15 protein-coding genes and 1 pseudogene are annotated in these 16,889 nt (G+C 69.6%); 6 read left to right on the top strand and 10 right to left on the bottom strand.

Annotated elements, in window-relative coordinates:
* Positions 1-71: 71 nt before the first annotated feature.
* Together H9Y04_RS30080 and H9Y04_RS30075 are read left to right on the top strand one after the other, a co-directional pair.
* Positions 72-1,994: a CASTOR/POLLUX-related putative ion channel gene (locus H9Y04_RS30080; RefSeq protein ID WP_187817244.1), complete on the top strand. Its 1,923-nt coding sequence runs from the start codon at positions 72-74 to the stop codon at positions 1,992-1,994.
* Between the two features lie 400 nt (positions 1,995-2,394).
* Positions 2,395-3,165: a LuxR C-terminal-related transcriptional regulator gene (locus H9Y04_RS30075; RefSeq protein WP_187817243.1), complete on the top strand. Its 771-nt coding sequence runs from the start codon at positions 2,395-2,397 to the stop codon at positions 3,163-3,165.
* Here the strand turns inward: H9Y04_RS30075 and H9Y04_RS30070 are convergent.
* On the bottom strand, positions 3,124-3,621 hold the full coding sequence (locus tag H9Y04_RS30070; RefSeq protein WP_187817242.1) for a MarR family winged helix-turn-helix transcriptional regulator: 498 nt from the start codon (positions 3,619-3,621) through the stop codon (positions 3,124-3,126). The genes H9Y04_RS30075 and H9Y04_RS30070 overlap by 42 nt on opposite strands.
* 131 nt (positions 3,622-3,752) lie before the next feature.
* Here H9Y04_RS30070 and H9Y04_RS30065 point away from each other — a divergent pair, with 131 nt between their 5' ends.
* Together H9Y04_RS30065 and H9Y04_RS30060 are read left to right on the top strand one after the other, a co-directional pair.
* A complete protein-coding gene (locus H9Y04_RS30065; RefSeq protein ID WP_187817241.1) occupies positions 3,753-4,574 on the top strand; it encodes a trans-aconitate 2-methyltransferase in 822 nt (273 codons plus the stop codon).
* Between the two features lie 10 nt (positions 4,575-4,584).
* The gene (locus tag H9Y04_RS30060) at positions 4,585-4,947 is read left to right on the top strand and encodes a VOC family protein (protein WP_187817240.1); all 363 of its coding nucleotides are present in this window, start codon (positions 4,585-4,587) and stop codon (positions 4,945-4,947) included.
* Between the two features lie 656 nt (positions 4,948-5,603).
* On the opposite strand, the gene H9Y04_RS30055 is transcribed toward H9Y04_RS30060, so the two are convergent.
* The 4 genes from H9Y04_RS30055 to H9Y04_RS30040 all read right to left on the bottom strand — a co-directional run bounded on the left by H9Y04_RS30055 (position 5,604) and on the right by H9Y04_RS30040 (position 8,392).
* Positions 5,604-6,002: a DUF2267 domain-containing protein gene (locus H9Y04_RS30055; RefSeq protein WP_187817239.1), complete on the bottom strand. Its 399-nt coding sequence runs from the start codon at positions 6,000-6,002 to the stop codon at positions 5,604-5,606.
* 172 nt (positions 6,003-6,174) lie between these two features.
* The gene (locus H9Y04_RS30050) at positions 6,175-6,597 is read right to left on the bottom strand and encodes an Hsp20/alpha crystallin family protein (RefSeq protein ID WP_187817238.1); all 423 of its coding nucleotides are present in this window, start codon (positions 6,595-6,597) and stop codon (positions 6,175-6,177) included.
* 134 nt (positions 6,598-6,731) lie between these two features.
* Positions 6,732-7,409 (bottom strand): TetR/AcrR family transcriptional regulator, encoded by a 678-nt coding sequence (locus H9Y04_RS30045; protein WP_438818170.1) that lies wholly within the window; start codon positions 7,407-7,409, stop codon positions 6,732-6,734.
* The gene (locus tag H9Y04_RS30040) at positions 7,409-8,392 is read right to left on the bottom strand and encodes an acyl-CoA desaturase (protein ID WP_187817236.1); all 984 of its coding nucleotides are present in this window, start codon (positions 8,390-8,392) and stop codon (positions 7,409-7,411) included. Before H9Y04_RS30040 ends, H9Y04_RS30045 begins: the two co-directional genes overlap by 1 nt.
* 237 nt (positions 8,393-8,629) lie before the next feature.
* On the opposite strand from H9Y04_RS30040, the gene ppc reads away from it, so the two are divergent.
* Positions 8,630-11,383: a phosphoenolpyruvate carboxylase gene (gene ppc, locus H9Y04_RS30035; RefSeq protein ID WP_187817235.1), complete on the top strand. Its 2,754-nt coding sequence runs from the start codon at positions 8,630-8,632 to the stop codon at positions 11,381-11,383.
* A gap of 132 nt (positions 11,384-11,515) precedes the next feature.
* The gene (locus H9Y04_RS30030; RefSeq protein WP_236071651.1) at positions 11,516-11,998 is read left to right on the top strand and encodes a hypothetical protein; all 483 of its coding nucleotides are present in this window, start codon (positions 11,516-11,518) and stop codon (positions 11,996-11,998) included.
* Between the two features lie 120 nt (positions 11,999-12,118).
* Here H9Y04_RS30030 and H9Y04_RS47980 read toward each other — a convergent pair.
* The 5 genes and pseudogenes from H9Y04_RS47980 to glmU form a co-directional block, all read right to left on the bottom strand.
* Positions 12,119-12,772, bottom strand: a pseudogene (locus tag H9Y04_RS47980) (LAETG motif-containing sortase-dependent surface protein); the annotation flags it as partial.
* A gap of 78 nt (positions 12,773-12,850) precedes the next feature.
* On the bottom strand, positions 12,851-13,480 hold the full coding sequence (gene pth / locus H9Y04_RS30020) for an aminoacyl-tRNA hydrolase (RefSeq protein WP_187817233.1): 630 nt from the start codon (positions 13,478-13,480) through the stop codon (positions 12,851-12,853).
* A gap of 61 nt (positions 13,481-13,541) precedes the next feature.
* Positions 13,542-14,135 (bottom strand): 50S ribosomal protein L25/general stress protein Ctc, encoded by a 594-nt coding sequence (locus tag H9Y04_RS30015; RefSeq protein WP_187817232.1) that lies wholly within the window; start codon positions 14,133-14,135, stop codon positions 13,542-13,544.
* Between the two features lie 199 nt (positions 14,136-14,334).
* A complete protein-coding gene (locus H9Y04_RS30010) occupies positions 14,335-15,309 on the bottom strand; it encodes a ribose-phosphate diphosphokinase (RefSeq protein ID WP_187817231.1) in 975 nt (324 codons plus the stop codon).
* A 120-nt stretch (positions 15,310-15,429) separates the two neighbouring features.
* Positions 15,430-16,878, bottom strand: coding sequence for a bifunctional UDP-N-acetylglucosamine diphosphorylase/glucosamine-1-phosphate N-acetyltransferase GlmU (gene glmU, locus H9Y04_RS30005; RefSeq protein WP_187817230.1), 1,449 nt, complete (start codon positions 16,876-16,878; stop codon positions 15,430-15,432).
* Positions 16,879-16,889 lie beyond the last annotated feature (11 nt).

The following is a 16,889-nucleotide window of genomic DNA, read 5'->3' as shown; positions in this document are numbered from 1 at the left end:
CTGGATCCGGACCAGGATCGGAACTGTCCGAAAGGTGGGAGGGCTGACGACGGCAGGGAGCGTGAAGCTGGATGAGCGGCAACCCCTCGCACAAGGCAAGGCTCCGGTACTGGTTCGACAACACCATGTCCCGGGGCACCCCGGCACTGATCGGCTGGCTCTCGGCGATCTGCCTGGTGATCGTCATCCCCGTCAGCGTGCTGCTCGTCTGGGCGGACAGGAACACCCCCACCACCCTCGGCAACCAGCTCATCTCGGTCTGGCAGAACACCGCCAAGACCTTCAGCCTCGGGGGCGCGGTCGGCACCCCCGCGTTCGTCCTCTTCTCGGTGATCCTCGCCCTGGTGGCGCTGTTCTTCGCCAGCACCCTCGTCGGTCTGATCACCTCGGGGGTGAACCGCAAGATCCTCGACCTGCGCAAGGGCCGCTCCCTGGTCCTCGAGAAGGACCACACGGTGCTGCTCGGCTGGTCGGACCAGATCTTCCCGATCGTCTCCGAGCTGGTGGAGGCCAACTCCAACCTGCGCCGCTCCGCGGTGGTGATCCTCGCCGACAAGGACAAGGTGGAGATGGAGGACGAGATCCATGCGAAGGTCCCGGACACCCGCACCACCAAGGTCATCTGCCGCACCGGCAGCCCCATGGACCCCACCGACATCGACCTGGTCAATCCGCACGACGCCCGCTCGGTCATCGTCCTGACCCCGGCCGCCGAGAGCCCGGCGGGCGCGCGGACCTGCACCTGCGAGGACGGCGGCGACGCCGAGGTGGTCAAGACCCTGCTCGCCGTGACCCAGAGCCCGCAGCGCCGCGATCAGCCGTACCACATCGTCGCGGCCGTGAGCTGCGGCCACAATCTAGAGGCGACCCGGCTCGCCGGCGGCGCGGAGGTCTGTGTCGCGAGCGTCGACGACATCTCCGCGCGCCTCATCGTGCAGACCAGCCGCCAGCCGGGCCTGTCCGTGATCTACCTCGACCTCCTGAACTACGCGGGCGACGAGTTCTACATGACCGCCGAGCCCACCCTCGTCGGCCGCACCTACGGCGATGCGCTGCTCGCGTACGCGACCTCCTCGCCGGTCGGGCTGCTGCGGGCCGCCGACGGTGCGATCGAGCTCAATCCGGCGCCGGACACCGTCATCGCCGAGGGCGACCAGATCATCGCGATCTCCCGCGACGACAACACCGTGATCGTCTCGACCGACCCGTACGAGATCGACGAGGCGGCGATCGTCGCGCCGCGGCCGCGCGAGGAGCGGCCCGAGTCGATGCTCGTGCTCGGCTGGAACCGGCGCGCGGCCACGATCATCACGCAGCTCGACACCTATGTGGCCCCCGGCTCCCGGCTCCATGTCGTGGCCCGCGGGGACGAAGCGAAGATCACGGTCGAGGCCGTACGCGAGCAGCTGCGTAACCTCGACGTGTCCTGCGAGACCGGTGACATCACCCGGCCCGGCACCCTCAAGTCGCTCGACATGGGCGGCTACGAGCATGTGATCGTGCTCGGCTACGACGACATCGACAGCGCGCAGGCCGACAACCAGACGCTGGTCACGCTGCTTCACCTGCGCGACCTGGAGAACACCCTCGGCCGTGAGCTCCCGGTGGTGACCGAGATGACCGACGACCGCAACCGGGAGCTCGCGCCCATCAGCGAGAGCAGCGACTTCATCGTCAGCGACAAGGTGATCAGCCTCCTGATGACGCAGGTGTCGGAGAACCGGCATCTGGCCCGGGTCTTCGACGACCTCTTCTCCTCCGAGGGCTGCGAGATCTATCTGAAGCCCGCGGGCGACTATGTCGCGCTCCAGCACGACGTCGACTTCTACACGGTGGTCGAGTCGGCCCGCCGCCAGGGCCACTCCGCGATCGGCTACCGCCGTCAGTCCGAGACCGCACTCGCACCGTCCTTCGGCATCCGCCTCAACCCGAACAAGAAGGACCGCCTCTCCTTCGCGGCCGGGGACAGCGTGATCGTGATGGCGCAGTCCTGAGACCGCGGGGCTGTGCCCTCCCGTCCGGGGCTGATCGGGCTTGTGCGGTGGGCGACCGAGTCGACTTCCGTCATGAACCGCACCACGGGAATCACGGTAATCACCAGACCGGACAAGGGAACGCGGGGCAGGTGCCAGTTCTGCAATTACCCTTCCGCGCCCGGCCACCGCCCGTACTCTGATGCTCAGCACCGGTGGGGGCCGGTGCCGATCAGGGGGCGAGACAGTCGGGTACTGCGCTCGGAGCGGGGTAGCACTCACCACACGGCGGCGGCCGTGGGACCACGGTGATGCGCGCTCCGGACGCCGTACCTGCGCCGACTGCCCTTGAGGGGGTCCGGGGACCCGCGGTGACAGCCGCCTCGCCATCTCCCCGGAAGACGGAGCCTGGGGGTTTCACGTGGTTCGAATCCGGGTCCTGGTCGTCGACGACCATCGCATCTTCGCCGAATCGCTCGCCGCGGCACTCGCCGCCGAGCCCGATGTGGACGTGGCCGCCGCCGGCAGCGGCCCCGCAGCCCTGCGCAGCCTGGAGCGGGCGGCGACCGAGGGGCGCAGGTTCGACGTACTGCTCGTGGACGCCGACCTCGGCACCACCGTGCCCGGCGCACGGCTCGCCGTGCACGACGGAGCGGACCCGGGCCCGGACGGCTTCGTCGACGGCATCTCCCTGGTCACCGGCATCCGTTCGAGCCAGCCGTCCGTACGGACCGTGGTGCTCGCGGAGAAGGACGACCCGCGCCGTGCCGCGCTCGCGCTGCAGGCGGGCGCGTCGGGCTGGGTCGCCAAGGACTGTTCGCTGTCGCGGCTGCTCACGGTGATCCGGGGCGTGCTGCGGGACGAGACGCACTTGCCGCCCGCCCTGCTGACGGGCGTACTGCGGGAGTTGACCGCCGCACGCAAGCACCGCACGGAGAGTGAGCGGCTCGTCGAATCGCTCACGCCGCGTGAGCGCGAGGTGCTGCGGTGCATGGTCGCGGGCCTGGGGCGCAAAGCCGTCGCCGAGCGCCTCTTCCTTTCACCGCACACCGTTCGGACCCATATGCAAAATGTGCTCGGCAAGCTGGGTGTGCACTCGACCCTGGCCGCGGTCGCGCTCGCGCGCAGGGCCGGTGTCGGACCCGTGGACCTAGCCGGGGACGTTGTCGAACGGGGCGGTCAACTGGCGTAGCAGCCCGGCCAGTTCGCCGCGCTGCGCGCGGGACAGCTCGCCGAGGATCGCGCGCTCCTGTTCGAGGAGGCCCGCGAGGGCCTGGTCGGCGCGGTCGCGTCCCTCGGGGGTCAGGCGGACCAGCACACCCCGGCGGTCGCTGGGGTCGGGCAGCCGCTCGACCAGGCCTTTCTTCGCGAGCCTGTCGATGCGGTTGGTCATCGTGCCGGACGTGACCAGGGTTTGCTGAAGGAGCTGGCCGGGGGAGAGCTGGTACGGAGCGCCCGCCCGTCGCAGCGAAGTGAGCACATCGAACTCCCACGGTTCGAGGCTGTGCTCGGAGAACGCGAGGCGGCGCGCACGGTCGAGATGGCGCGCGAGCCTGCTCACGCGGCTCAGTACCTCGAGTGGTTCCACGTCGAGGTCAGGGCGCTCTCGGCGCCAAGCCGCGACCAGCCGATCGACCTCGTCCTCCATGGCGATCAGTGTAAGGGGTCCCTCGACATGAAGTCTCTTGACGTCAAGAGATATTTCGGGTTCGCTTGGGGCATCGTCGCCCAACAAGCGACCTCCGCTTCGTCCTCTTGCACCAGGCAGGGAGCTCGAACATGCATTCCGCACCAACCTGGGATCCTCAGCAATACCTTCGTCACGCAGGCCACAGGACGCGGCCATTCCTGGATCTGCTCGCCCGGATCCCCGTACTGCCGGATCCGGGCGGCATACCCCCGCGCATCGCCGACCTGGGCTGCGGCCCGGGAAACGTCACGGTGCTCCTCGCCGACCGCTGGCCCACGGCCCGCATCACCGGCTTCGACAACTCGCCGGAGATGCTGGACAAGGCCGCGAAGTACGCCGGCACGACCCCCGGCGGCGGCACGCTGGACTTCCGGCCGGCCGACGCGGCGCACTGGACGCCCGACGGCACGTACGACCTGATCGTCTCCAACGCCGCGCTGCAGTGGGTCCCGAACCACCCCGAGTCCTTCCCGGTCTGGATCGAGCATCTGCGCCCGGGCGGCACCTTCGCCTTCCAGGTGCCCGGCAACTTCACCTCGCCCAGCCACGCGCTGCTCGGTGAGCTGTGCGACGCACCGCAGTGGCGGGAACGGCTCGGTGAGCACGGGCGTCGGTTCGTGCACATCCTGGAACCGGCCGGGTATCTGGCCCGGCTCTCCGACCTCGGCTGCGAGGTGGACGTCTGGGAGACCACGTACTCCCAACTCCTCGTCGGCGACGACCCGGTGCTCGACTGGGTCAAGGGGACGGCGCTGAGGCCGGTGCTCACGGCGCTCGCGGACGATCCCGATGCGATCCGCGAATTCCTCGCGGAGTACCGGGACTTGCTGCGCAAGGCGTATCCGCAGGGGCCGCACGGCACGGTCTTCCCGTTCCGCCGCATCTTCGCGGTGGCCCGCAAGCCCGAGTAAGGGGGCCCGGATGCTGATCGCCGTCGACCACGTCCAGCTTGCCGCTCCGGCCGGGAGCGAGGCTGCGCTGCGCGGCTTCTACGCCGGGGTCCTCGGGATGCGCGAGGTGCCCAAGCCGGCGGGGCTCGCCGCGCGGGGCGGCTGCTGGTTCTCGGCCGGCGGCGTTCAGCTCCATCTGGGCGTCGACCCCGATTTCCGGCCCGCCCGCAAGGCCCATCCGGGTCTACGGGTCCGGGACATCGAGGCGTACGCTTCCCGCCTCGCCTCCCATGGCGTGGAGGTCACCTGGGACACCGCGCTCCCGGGCCACCTCCGCTTCTACGCCACCGACCCGGTGGGCAACCGCCTGGAATTCCTCGAACCCGTGCGCTGACTTCCGCCCTGTGCACGGTCCCGGTCGGCGCCTGCCTTCGCTCTGCGGGTGCGGTGCGTTCGGGCCACGGTCTCGTCACCGGCTGCGGGTGCGGTGCGTTCGGGCCGCCGTCTGCGGGTGCGCTGCGTGTGTGGCTGCGCTGCGGTCTCGTCGCCGGCTGCGGGTGCGGGTGCGGGTGCGGGTGCGGCCCGGCTGCGCCTGCGGCGGGCCAACTTTCCCCTACCCGCCCCTTCCCGAAACCGAGGGCTCCGCCCCCGGACCCCCGGGTGGGCGGGCCCACTTCGGACTGGGCCCCAGCCTCGGTTTTGCGAGCACCCCGGGTGGGTGGGGTTTTGGGGCTTCGCCCCTTGCCCCCTTGTCGCGCCTGAACGGCGCTTGTCCTCAAACGCCGGACGGGCTGGAGTTGGACGCTCCGTCCGATGCCCCCACCCGCCTGCAGCCGCGGGACGGCCGGAGGGGACGGGGTGGGGTGCCTGGTTTTCGGGCGGTCCGTAACGACAACGCGAGTCCCTCGGTACCGGCCCGCATTGCCCGAAAACCAGGTACCCCACCCCGGCACCGACCCAAGACGAACCGCAGGCGGCAAAGCACACCGACGGGAAGCCGGACCCGGAGCCGCCCCCACGGCAGAGGGGGCGGACCCCAGTGCGGGGGCGCTACGCAGCCCGCAGCAGCTCCGCGCGCCCGAACAGGAGCGCGTAGCCGGCCGGGAGGTGGGTCAGGAGGCGGTCGGTGAGGTCGTCGCCGGCAACCTCGGCCACCACGCCGAGCACCGAGCTGACGTCCCACCGCGCCGTCGCCGCCGTGGCCCCCGCAGTCCGCGCCGCCACACCGTCCACGAACTCGGCCGCACTCAGCCGCCGCGTAGCCGGAATCTGCGAGGCCAGCACCCGCGCAGCCTCCTGCGGCAACCGCCGCGCCAGATCGACGCGTTCGTCACCGACCACCTGAGCGCCCAGCGCGGAGAGCACGAGCCGCGTGACCCGCTCGGCCTCCGCGGCCGTCGCGTACTGGCCGGCTTCCCGTACCGCGTCGATCAGTCGGCTCCAGAGCATGGTGAAGTCGTCCTCCGATCCGTATCCGTAGACGAAGAAGTAGAGGGAGAAGAGGGAGAAGAGAGAGGGAGAGCGGCGAGGGGGAGCGCCGGGCCCGACGTCAGGGCGCCGGGCCCGGCGCAGAGGGCGCAGAGGGTGCAGAGGGTGCAGAGGGCGCCGAGGATGCCGCGCGTCAGGTGCTGAGCTGCTTGCGCCCGCCGCCGCCCGCGATCCGGATCCTGCGCGGCTTGGCCTGCTCGGCCACCGGCACACGCAGCGTCAGAACACCCGCGTCGTACGAGGCGTCGATGCGCTCGGTGTCGAGCGTCTCGCCCAGGAACAGCTGGCGCGAGAACCTGCCGACCGGCCGCTCCGAAGCGATCATCTCGGCACTCTCGGGCGCCGGCGAACGCCGCTCCGCGTGCACGCTGAGCACATTGCGTTCGACGTTGAGGTCGATCGTCTCGGGGTCGATGCCCGGCAGATCGAAGTGGATCACGAAGTCGTCACCCGCGCGGTAGGCGTCCATCGGCATCGCGACGGGGCGGGTGGTGGTGCCGAACACCTGCTGGGCGAGCCGGTCGAACTCGCGGAAAGGGTCCGTCCGCATGAGCATCACAGGTCACTCCTTCCTTCCTGCGGTGGGTGCGATGCCCTACGCCTTCTGTATATAGCTCGCCGGAGAAAAATTGACAACACCCGGCTCAACCCTGAGCCGGGTGTTGTCCGAGCCCTCCGTCGGAGGCTGAGTCAGCTCTTGCGATGCCCTATCAACCGCGGCTTCGCCTCCAGGTTCCCGAGCCCGTGCCAGGCCAGGTTCACCAAGTGCGCCGCCACATCCGCCTTCTTCGGCTTGCGCGTCGTCAGCCACCACTGGCCGGTCAACGCGACCGACCCCACCAGCGCCTGCGCGTACAGCGGCGCGAGCTTCGGATCGAAACCGCGCGCCTTGAACTCCATGCCGAGAATGTCCTCGACCTGGGTGGCGATATCGGAGATGAGCGAGGCGAAGGTGCCCGTCGACTGCGCGACGGGGGAGTCACGGACCAGGATGCGGAATCCGTCCGTGTACTCCTCGATGTAGTCGAGCAGTGCGAACGCCGCCTGTTCGCACAGCTCGCGCGGATGCCCTGCCGTGAGCGAGCTGGTCACCATGTCGAGCAGGCGCTGCATCTCGCGGTCCACGACCACCGCGTACAGCCCCTCCTTGCCGCCGAAGTGCTCGTAGACGACGGGCTTGGAGACCCCCGCCTTCGCGGCGATCTCCTCGACGGACGTCCCCTCGAACCCCTTCGCGGCGAACAGCGTTCGCCCGATGTCCAGGAGCTGCTGCCGGCGCTCCGCCCCGGTCATCCGCGTCCTGCGCGTACGCCGGGGCTTTTCGCTGCCGCTGCCTGAAGTGCTCGATTCGTCGCCCACGGCATCCATCATGCCGCGTCGACGACCGGCGGCTTACGCCGGGACGCGATGCGGTCCGCCGAAGGCCAGCGCACGTCATACGCCCAGCCCAGCTGTTCGCACCAGCGGATGATCCGCGCCGAGGAGTCCACCTGGCCGCGCATCACGCCGTGCCGGGCCGAGGTCGGGTCGGCGTGGTGCAGGTTGTGCCAGGACTCGCCGCAGGACAGCACGGCCAGCCACCACACGTTGCCCGAGCGGTCGCGGGACTTGAAGGGACGCTTGCCGACCGCGTGGCAGATCGAGTTGATCGACCAGGTCACGTGGTGCAGGAGCGCGACCCGTACCAGCGAACCCCAGAAGAACGCGGTGAACGCGCCCCACCAGGACATGGTGACCAGACCGCCCACGAGCGGCGGAATGGCGAGCGAGAGCATCGTCCACCAGATGAAGTCGCGGGAGATACGGCGGATCGCCGGGTCCTTGATCAGATCCGGGGCGTACTTGTCCTGCGGCGTCTGCTCCTCGTCGAACATCCAGCCGATGTGTGCCCACCACAGACCCTTCATCAGGGCCGGCACCGTCTCCCCGAAACGCCACGGCGAGTGGGGATCTCCCTCGGCGTCGGAGAACTTGTGGTGCTTGCGGTGGTCGGCGACCCAGCGCACCAGCGGTCCCTCGACGGCCATCGAACCGGCGATCGCGAGTGCGATCCGCAGCGGGCGCCTGGCCTTGAAGGAGCCGTGCGTGAAGTAGCGGTGGAAGCCGATGGTGATGCCGTGGCAGCCCAGGTAGTACATGAAGACGAGCAGGCCGAGGTCCAGCCAGCTCACGCCCCAGCCCCAGGCGAGCGGCACGGCGGCGAGCAGCGCGAGAAACGGGACCGTGATGAAGAGCAGCAACGTGATCTGTTCCAGCGAGCGCTTCTGCTCACCACCGAGGGTGGCCGAGGGCAGTGGGGCACTGCCTGTGTCCTTCGGAGCTTCGTCGAGCAGGTCCGGGCTCGTGGTCATGGGCGTTTCCCTGTGGTCGGGGACAGTCAGGTGATGCGCCGTGTTCCCGGACCTACGGGCCCGTAACCTACGGCGACGTAAGTATGGCAGCGCCCCCACCTGGGGCAAGGGAATGCGGGTGGAGGGCTGGTATCGAATGGGCATCCATCAAGGCATCCGTCCAGGACGCCTATCCTTAGTGGCGTCGGACAGCGTGGTCCGCAATGAGTCTTCCCCTCACTGCAAGGAGCCGCACCTGTGAGCAGTGCCGACCACCAGACCACCGGCGAGCGTCCTGCCGACCAGACCGCCGGCGCGGAGCTGCGCGCCGATATCCGCCGCCTCGGCGATCTGCTCGGTGAGACCCTGGTACGCCAGGAGGGCACCGAGCTGCTCGAGCTCGTCGAACGCGTACGGGCGCTGACCCGCAGCGACGGCGAAGCCGCCGCGCAGCTGCTCGGCGAGACCGAGCTCGAGACCGCGGCCAAGCTGGTGCGCGCCTTCTCCACGTACTTCCACCTCGCGAACGTCACCGAGCAGGTGCACCGCGGCCGCGAACTGCGCGCCCGGCGCGACGCCGAGGGCTCGACGCTCGCCCGCACCGCCGATCTGCTCAAGGACGCCGACGCCGAGCACCTGCGGCAGACCGTCGCCCACCTCAATGTGCGCCCCGTCTTCACGGCGCACCCCACCGAGGCCGCCCGCCGCTCGGTCCTGACCAAGCTGCGCCGGATCGCCGAGCTGCTCGACTCCTCGGTGTCCGCGGCCGACCGCCGCCGCCTCGATCTGCGCCTGGCCGAGAACATCGACCTGGTGTGGCAGACCGACGAGCTGCGGGTCGTACGCCCCGAGCCCGCGGACGAGGCGCGCAACGCGATCTACTACCTCGACGAGCTGCACGCCGGCGCCGTCGGCGACGTCCTCGAGGACCTCACCGCCGAGCTGGAGCGCATCGGCGTCGAACTTCCTCCGGGTACCCGCCCGTTGACGTTCGGAACCTGGATCGGCGGCGACCGTGACGGCAACCCCAACGTCACCCCGCAGGTCACCTGGGACGTCCTGATCCTGCAGCACGAGCACGGCATCACCGACGCGCTCGACCTGATCGACCACCTGCGCAGCCTGCTCTCCAACTCCATCCGCTACACCGGCGCGACGGAGGAGCTGCTCACCTCCCTCCAGTGCGACCTGGAGCGGCTGCCGGAGATCAGCCCGCGCTACAAGCGGCTCAACGCCGAGGAGCCGTACCGGCTCAAGGCCACCTGCGTACGCCAGAAGCTGGTCAACACCCGCGAGCGCCTCGCCAAGGGCACCCCGCACGAGCCGGGCCGCGACTACCTCGGCACCGGTGAGCTCCTGCACGACCTCACGCTGATCCAGACCTCGCTGCGCGTCCACCGCGGCGGCCTGTTCGCCGACGGCCGCATGGACCGTACGATCCGCACGCTCGCCGCCTTCGGCCTGCAGCTGGCGACCATGGACGTACGCGAGCACGCGGACGCCCACCACCACGCGCTCGGCCAGCTCTTCGACCGCCTCGGCGAGGAGTCCTGGCGGTACGCGGACATGCCGCGCGAGTACCGCCAGAAGCTGCTCGCCAAGGAGCTGCGCTCCCGTCGTCCGCTCGCCCCGTCCCCGGCTCCCCTTGACGCGGCCGGCGAGAAGACCCTCGGCGTCTTCCACACGGTCAAGAAGGCCCTGGAGGTCTTCGGCCCCGAGGTCGTCGAGTCGTACATCATCTCGATGTGCCAGGGCGCCGACGACGTCTTCGCGGCCGCCGTCCTCGCCCGCGAGGCCGGTCTCATCGATCTGCACGCCGGCTGGGCGAAGATCGGCATCGTGCCGCTCCTGGAGACCACCGACGAGCTGCGTGCCGCCGACGTCATCCTCGACGAGATGCTCGCCGACCCCTCGTACCGCCGGCTCGTCTCCCTGCGCGGGGACGTGCAGGAGGTCATGCTCGGGTACTCGGACTCCTCGAAGTTCGGCGGCATCACCACCTCGCAGTGGGAGATCCACCGCGCGCAGCGCCGGCTGCGCGACGTGGCCCACCGCTACGGCGTGCGCCTGCGCCTCTTCCACGGCCGCGGCGGCACCGTCGGCCGTGGTGGCGGCCCCTCGCACGACGCGATCCTCGCCCAGCCCTGGGGAACCCTGGAGGGCGAGATCAAGGTGACCGAGCAGGGCGAGGTCATCTCCGACAAGTACCTGGTGCCGTCGCTCGCCCGCGAGAACCTCGAACTGACCGTTGCCGCCACGCTGCAGGCCTCCGCCCTGCACACCGCGCCGCGCCAGTCGGACGAGGCTCTCGCGCGCTGGGACGCCGCGATGGACACGGTCTCCGAGGCTGCGCACGCTGCGTACCGCAAGCTCGTCGAGGACCCGGACCTGCCGACGTACTTCCTCGCCTCGACCCCCGTCGACCAGCTCGCCGACCTGCACCTGGGCTCGCGCCCGGCCCGCCGCCCCGGCTCGGGTGTCTCCCTGGACGGCCTGCGGGCCATCCCGTGGGTGTTCGGCTGGACCCAGTCGCGGCAGATCGTGCCGGGCTGGTTCGGTGTCGGCTCCGGCCTCAAGGCACTGCGCGAGGCGGGTCTGGAATCCGTCCTGGAGGAGATGCACGAGCGCTGGCACTTCTTCCGCAACTTCCTCTCGAACGTCGAGATGACGCTCGCGAAGACCGACCTGCGGATCGCCCAGCACTACGTGGACACCCTCGTGCCGGACGAGCTCAAGCACATCTTCGAGACCATCAAGGCCGAGCACGACCTGACCGTGGCCGAGGTCCTGCGCATCACCGGCGGCGAGCAGCTGCTCGACAGCCACCCGGTGCTCCAGCAGACCTTCGCCATCCGCGACGCCTACCTCGACCCGATCTCGTACCTCCAGGTCACGCTGCTCAAGCGGCAGCGCGACGCGGCGGCCGCGGGCGAGGAGCCGGACGCCCTGCTCTCGCGGGCGCTGCTGCTCACGGTGAACGGTGTGGCGGCGGGTCTGCGCAACACCGGCTGACACCTGCAGATTTGCCTGCTTTGCCTGCTTTACGGGAGCCCCGTACCGCCTGTGGTGGTGCGGGGCATCCTTATGTCCGGCTTGCGACGCGCGAGTTGACCCGCCGTGGTGCCATGGCCAAGGATCGCCGCCATGCCTGCCGCAGCCTCCGCCCGCACCCAGGCGGCCATGGGCGCCGCCCGCACCGTCGCGATGGCCGCGCTGGCCGTTCTCGTGGTGGTCGCCGGCATCTGGACCTCGTGGTCCACGGCGCAGCACGTCATCTTCACCAAGGGGCGGGAGCGGGGCGAGATGACCGTCACGCGCTGCACGGACAACCGCTGCGAAGGTTCCTTCACAGCCCTGTCACCCGGCGCACAGCCCCGCGCGAAGGTCTGGATCGAGGAGTCCGTCGGCACGGAGAAGGGCGCCGTGCTCCCCGTCGTCGTGAAACCCAACTCCAGCGAGGTCGTACGCGGAGCCGGCGCCGGCTTCTTCCACGCGTGGATCCCGCTGGGCGGCGCGCTGCTCATGGCCGCCGTGGTCGTCGGCGGCGGACTGCGCCTGGGCCGGATCGCGTGGGGGACGGCCCTGGCGGGGGCGCTGATCCTGTTCGGCGCCTTTGTGACCGGCTGAGCACCGCTTCACGAGCGGAAGCCGCCTCACACGCGCAAGCCGCCTCACGCACGCAAGTTGCTCCACGGCACGCGAAAGGGGACCTCCCCGCGGGAGGCCCCCTTCACAGCCGTACGGCGATCAGGCCTTGTTCGCGCCCGCCCTGCGACGCCAGAACATCAGCGCGCCACCGGCCGCCACGAGCACCGCGGCGACACCCGACAGCAGCCCCACGGGGGCGCTGCTGCCGGTCTCCGCGAGGTCGCCGCCGCCCTGGCCCGAAGGCGCCGGGCTCGGCGTGGCCGTCGTGGTCTGCGCCGGAGTGGACTCGCCCGGCGAAGGCGTGGCGCTCTCACCCGGCTTGCCCGGCTCGCCCGGCTTGCCCGGCTCACTCGGCTTGCCCGGCTCACTCGGCTTGCCCGGCTCGGTCGGCTCGCCCGGCTTGTCGTCGCTCTCTTCGCAGTCCGTCCAGAACACCTTGTGCTTGGCGGAGCCGTTCTCGCCGTCGAAGTTCCAGAACAGCTTGTAGTGCCCGTCGGGCAGCGTCAGATCGTCGGTGCGGCCGTGGCCCTGCGCGTCGAGCGTCAGCGAACCGGACTCGACCGTCTCGCCCTTGACGTCGGCGGTCGGAGCCCAGGCCTCGATGCGCCGGTCGACCTGCTGCGCGGCATCGAACCCGAAGGCGTCGAGGTAGAACTCGCAGACATGCGGCTCGTTCTTGCGGAGCTCTTCGCCGGTCTCGGCGTCGTGGATCTTCACGGTGCCGTTGTCACCGTGCGGACCGGTGGCGTATGCGGAAGCTCATGACAATCCGGGCGCGCTCGGCGAAGGGCGCGACGGATCAGGAGCTGACCAGGGGTTAGCAGGAGCTGATCAGGAGTTGTACGAGGACTGCGCCCGCTCGAGCCCCTCGGTCACCAGGGCCTCCACCGCGTCCGCACCCCGGTCCACGAAGTAGTCGAGCTCCTTGCGCTCGGTCGGCGAGAAGTCCTTCAGGACGAAGTCCGCGACCTGCATACGGCCCGGCGGGCGTCCGATGCCGAAGCGCACCCGGTGATAGTCCGGACCCATCGCCTTCGTCATCGACTTCAGGCCGTTGTGCCCGTTGTCGCCGCCGCCCAGCTTGAGCCGGAAGGTTCCGTAGTCGATGTCCAGCTCGTCGTGGACCGCGACGATGTTCGCCGTCGGGATCTTGTAGAAGTCCCGCAGCGCCGTCACCGGGCCGCCGGACAGATTCATGTACGACATCGGCTTCGCGAGCACGACCCGGCGCGAGCCCGGCCCCATCGGACCGATCCGGCCCTCGAGCACCTGCGCCTGCGCCTTCCCGTGCCGCTTGAACGCACCGCCCATCCGCGACGCGAGCAGGTCCACGACCATGAAGCCCACGTTGTGGCGGTTGCCCGCATAGCCGGGGCCCGGATTGCCCAGGCCCACGATCAGCCAGGGGGCGTTGGCGTCGGTAGTCACGGTTCGGGAGTCTCCCTTGTACGAGAAGGTCATGCAAAACGGGGTGGTGGACCGATCCGGTCCACCACCCCGTCAGTCAAGCAGAGCGCTCGGCTCAGGCCTCGGCACCCTCGGCGTCGCCCTCGGCACCCTCGGCCGGGGCCTCCTCGGCCTGCGCGGCCAGGACCTGCAGCACGACGGCGTCGGCGTCGGTGGCCAGGGTCGTGCCGGCGGGCAGCGGGATGTCCTTGGCCAGGATCGAGGCACCGGCGTCCAGGCCCGCGATCGAGACCGTGACGGACTCGGGGATGTGGGTGGCCTCGGTCTCGACGGACAGCGTGTTCAGGACGTGCTCGAGCAGGTTGCCACCCGCGGCCAGCTCGCCCTCGGTGTTCACGTAGACCTCGACGGTGACCTTCTCGCCGCGCTTCACGAGGAGCAGGTCGATGTGCTCCAGGAAGCCCTTCAGCGGGTCACGGGAGACCGACTTCGGGATGGCCAGCTCGGTCTTGCCGTCGATCTCGAGCGCGAGCAGCACGTTCGGCGTACGGACGGCGAGCGCCAGCTCGTGGCCCGGCAGGGTCAGGTGGACCGGGTCGGTGCCGTGACCGTACAGAACGCCGGGAACCTTGTTCTCACGGCGGATACGGCGGGCGGCACCCTTGCCGAACTCGGTACGGATCTCGCTGGCGAGCTTTACCTCGGACATTGCGCACTCCTCGTAGAAAAGAAAAAAGTTGTGGCGGTCACCCGGCCACAACGACTGGCCTCAAAGGGCCTGCTACGAAGAGCGCGTCGATAACGGACCGCCGGTACTCAAGAAATGAGTACGGCCTCCCTCGCCGAGCAACTTCGACAGTTTACCCGGTGGGGAGGCCGCAGCCCAAAACGATCTTCTAGAGGGAGATCTACTGCTCCTCGAAGAGGCTCGTCACGGAGCCGTCCTCGAAGATCTCCTTGACCGCGTCCGCGATGGTCGGGGCGATCGACAGGACCGTGATCTTGTCGAGCTCCAGCTCGCTCGGGGTCGGCAGCGTGTTCGTGAAGACGAACTCGCTGACCTTGGAGTTCTTCAGACGGTCGGCGGCCGGACCCGAAAGCACACCGTGCGTGGCCGTCACGATGACGTCCTCCGCACCGTGCGCGAACAGGGCGTCGGCAGCGGCGCAGATCGTGCCACCCGTGTCGATCATGTCGTCGACCAGGATGCAGATACGGCCCTCGACGTCACCGACGACCTCGTGCACGGTGACCTGGTTCGCGACGTCCTTGTCACGGCGCTTGTGCACGATCGCGAGCGGGGCGCCCAGACGGTCGCACCAGCGGTCGGCCACGCGCACGCGGCCGGCGTCGGGGGAGACGACCGTCAGCTTCGAACGGTCCACCTTGTGACCCACGTAGTCCGCGAGCAGCGGCAGCGCGAACAGGTGGTCCACCGGGCCGTCGAAGAAGCCCACGATCTGGTCGGTGTGCAGATCGACCGTGACGATGCGGTCGGCACCCGCCGTCTTCATCAGGTCCGCGACCAGCTTGGCCGAAATCGGCTCACGGCCGCGGTGCTTCTTGTCCTGGCGGGCGTAGCCGTAGAACGGCACGATCACCGTGATGGAGCGGGCCGACGCGCGCTTCAGCGCATCGATCATGATCAGCTGCTCCATGATCCACTTGTTGATCGGAGCCGTGTGGCTCTGGATCAGGAAGCAGTCCGCGCCACGCGCGGACTCCTCGTAGCGGACGTAGATCTCACCGTTCGCGAAGTCGAAGGCCTTGGTCGGCACCAGACCGACCCCCAGGTGATGGGCGACCTCCTCCGCCAGCTCAGGGTGGGCGCGGCCGGAGAAGAGCATCATCTTCTTCTCGCCGGTCGTCTTGAACCCGCTCACAGCACAGTCTCCTCAGAGGTGTTCGATCGCCGCCCGGTACCCGCGAAACCCGCGTACGAGCAAGCCGACAAAATGCGTGCGTCTATCACGGTACGCCGCCCGAGGCGCACCTGTTTTCCGTCAGCTCTCGCCGGCGGACTCACCCGAAGCCGCCTCCGCGGCCTTCGCGGCGGCACTTCCCGGACGCTTACGGGCCACCCAGCCCTCGATATTCCGCTGCTGGCCACGGGCGACGGCCAGCGAACCGGCCGGCACATCCTTCGTGATCACGGAGCCCGCAGCGGTGTACGCGCCGTCCCCGACCGTGACAGGAGCCACAAACATGTTGTCGGAACCGGTCCGGCAGTGCGACCCCACCGTCGTGTGGTGCTTGGACTGCCCGTCGTAGTTCACGAAGACGCTCGCCGCACCGATGTTCGTGTAGTCACCGATCGTCGCGTCACCCACGTACGACAGGTGCGGGATCTTCGTGCCCTCGCCGACCGTCGCGTTCTTCGTCTCGACGTACGTGCCTACCTTGCTCTTCGTACCGAGCTTCGTGCCCGGACGCAGATACGCGAACGGACCCACACTCGCGCCCTCGCCGATCTCCGAGCTGTACGCCACCGCGTTGTCCACCCGGGCGTCCGCGCCGACCGTCGTGTCCGTAAGGCGGCAGTTGGGGCCGACCTCCGCGCCCGCCGCGATATGCGTGGAGCCGAGGAGCTGCGTACCCGGGTGGATCAGCGCGTCCGGCTCGAACGTCACCGTCGCGTCCACGAACGTCGACGCCGGGTCGACCACCGTCACGCCCGCCAGCATCGCCTCGGTCAGCAGCCGCTCGTTGAGGATCCGGCGCGCCTCCGACAGCTGCACACGGTTGTTGATCCCCGCGATCTCCCGGTGGTCACCGGCCACGCTCGCGCCCACCCGGTGCCCCGCCTCCCGCAGGATCCCGAGCACGTCCGTGAGGTACTCCTCGCCCTGCGAGTTGTCCGTACGCACCTTGCCCAGCGCATCCGCGAGCAGCCGGCCGTCGAAAGCGAACACACCGGAGTTGATCTCCCGGATCGCCCGCTGCGACTCGCTCGCGTCCTTGTGCTCGACGATCGCCGTCACCGCACCCGAGACCCCGTCGCGCACGATCCGGCCATAGCCCGTCGCATCCGGCATCTCCGCCGTCAGGACCGTCACCGCATTGCCGTCCGCCACATGCGTCTCGGCCAGCTTCTTCAACGTCGCACCCGTCAGGAGCGGGGTGTCACCGCAGACCACGATCACCGTGCCGGCCACCGAACCGCCCAGCGGCTCCAGACCCATGCGCACCGCGTGCCCGGTCCCGTTCTGCTGCTCCTGTACGGCGGTACGCGCGGCCGGATCGATCTCGGCGAGGTGCGCGGCGACCTGCTCGCGCCCGTGACCGACCACGACGACGAGCTCCTGAGGGGCGAGCTCGCGAGCGGCGGTGACCACGTGACCGACGAGGGTCCGGCCACAGATCTCGTGCAGCACCTTGGGGGTGCGCGACTTCATACGGGTGCCCTCACCCGCTGCAAGGACGACGACGGCTGCCGGGCTTGTGGCGCTCACGGGAATGCCCT

It is taken from the genome of Streptomyces polyasparticus (genome assembly GCF_014493765.1).
Taxonomy (GTDB): Bacteria; Actinomycetota; Actinomycetes; order Streptomycetales; family Streptomycetaceae; genus Streptomyces; species Streptomyces polyasparticus.
This window is presented reverse-complemented; position numbering and strand designations above follow the sequence as displayed.

What these genes read in the sequence shown, in the direction of transcription:
- H9Y04_RS30080 (WP_187817244.1), top strand. Translation starts at nt 72, where the DNA reads ATGAGCGGCAACCCCTCGCACAAGGCAAGGCTCCGGTACTGGTTCGAC.
- H9Y04_RS30070 (WP_187817242.1), bottom strand. Translation starts at nt 3,621, where the DNA reads ATGGAGGACGAGGTCGATCGGCTGGTCGCGGCTTGGCGCCGAGAGCGC.
- H9Y04_RS30065 (WP_187817241.1), top strand. Translation starts at nt 3,753, where the DNA reads ATGCATTCCGCACCAACCTGGGATCCTCAGCAATACCTTCGTCACGCA.
- H9Y04_RS30060 (WP_187817240.1), top strand. Translation starts at nt 4,585, where the DNA reads ATGCTGATCGCCGTCGACCACGTCCAGCTTGCCGCTCCGGCCGGGAGC.
- H9Y04_RS30055 (WP_187817239.1), bottom strand. Translation starts at nt 6,002, where the DNA reads ATGCTCTGGAGCCGACTGATCGACGCGGTACGGGAAGCCGGCCAGTAC.
- H9Y04_RS30050 (WP_187817238.1), bottom strand. Translation starts at nt 6,597, where the DNA reads ATGCTCATGCGGACGGACCCTTTCCGCGAGTTCGACCGGCTCGCCCAG.
- H9Y04_RS30045 (WP_438818170.1), bottom strand. Translation starts at nt 7,409, where the DNA reads ATGGATGCCGTGGGCGACGAATCGAGCACTTCAGGCAGCGGCAGCGAA.
- H9Y04_RS30040 (WP_187817236.1), bottom strand. Translation starts at nt 8,392, where the DNA reads ATGACCACGAGCCCGGACCTGCTCGACGAAGCTCCGAAGGACACAGGC.
- H9Y04_RS30030 (WP_236071651.1), top strand. Translation starts at nt 11,516, where the DNA reads ATGCCTGCCGCAGCCTCCGCCCGCACCCAGGCGGCCATGGGCGCCGCC.
- pth (WP_187817233.1), bottom strand. Translation starts at nt 13,480, where the DNA reads ATGACCTTCTCGTACAAGGGAGACTCCCGAACCGTGACTACCGACGCC.
- H9Y04_RS30015 (WP_187817232.1), bottom strand. Translation starts at nt 14,135, where the DNA reads ATGTCCGAGGTAAAGCTCGCCAGCGAGATCCGTACCGAGTTCGGCAAG.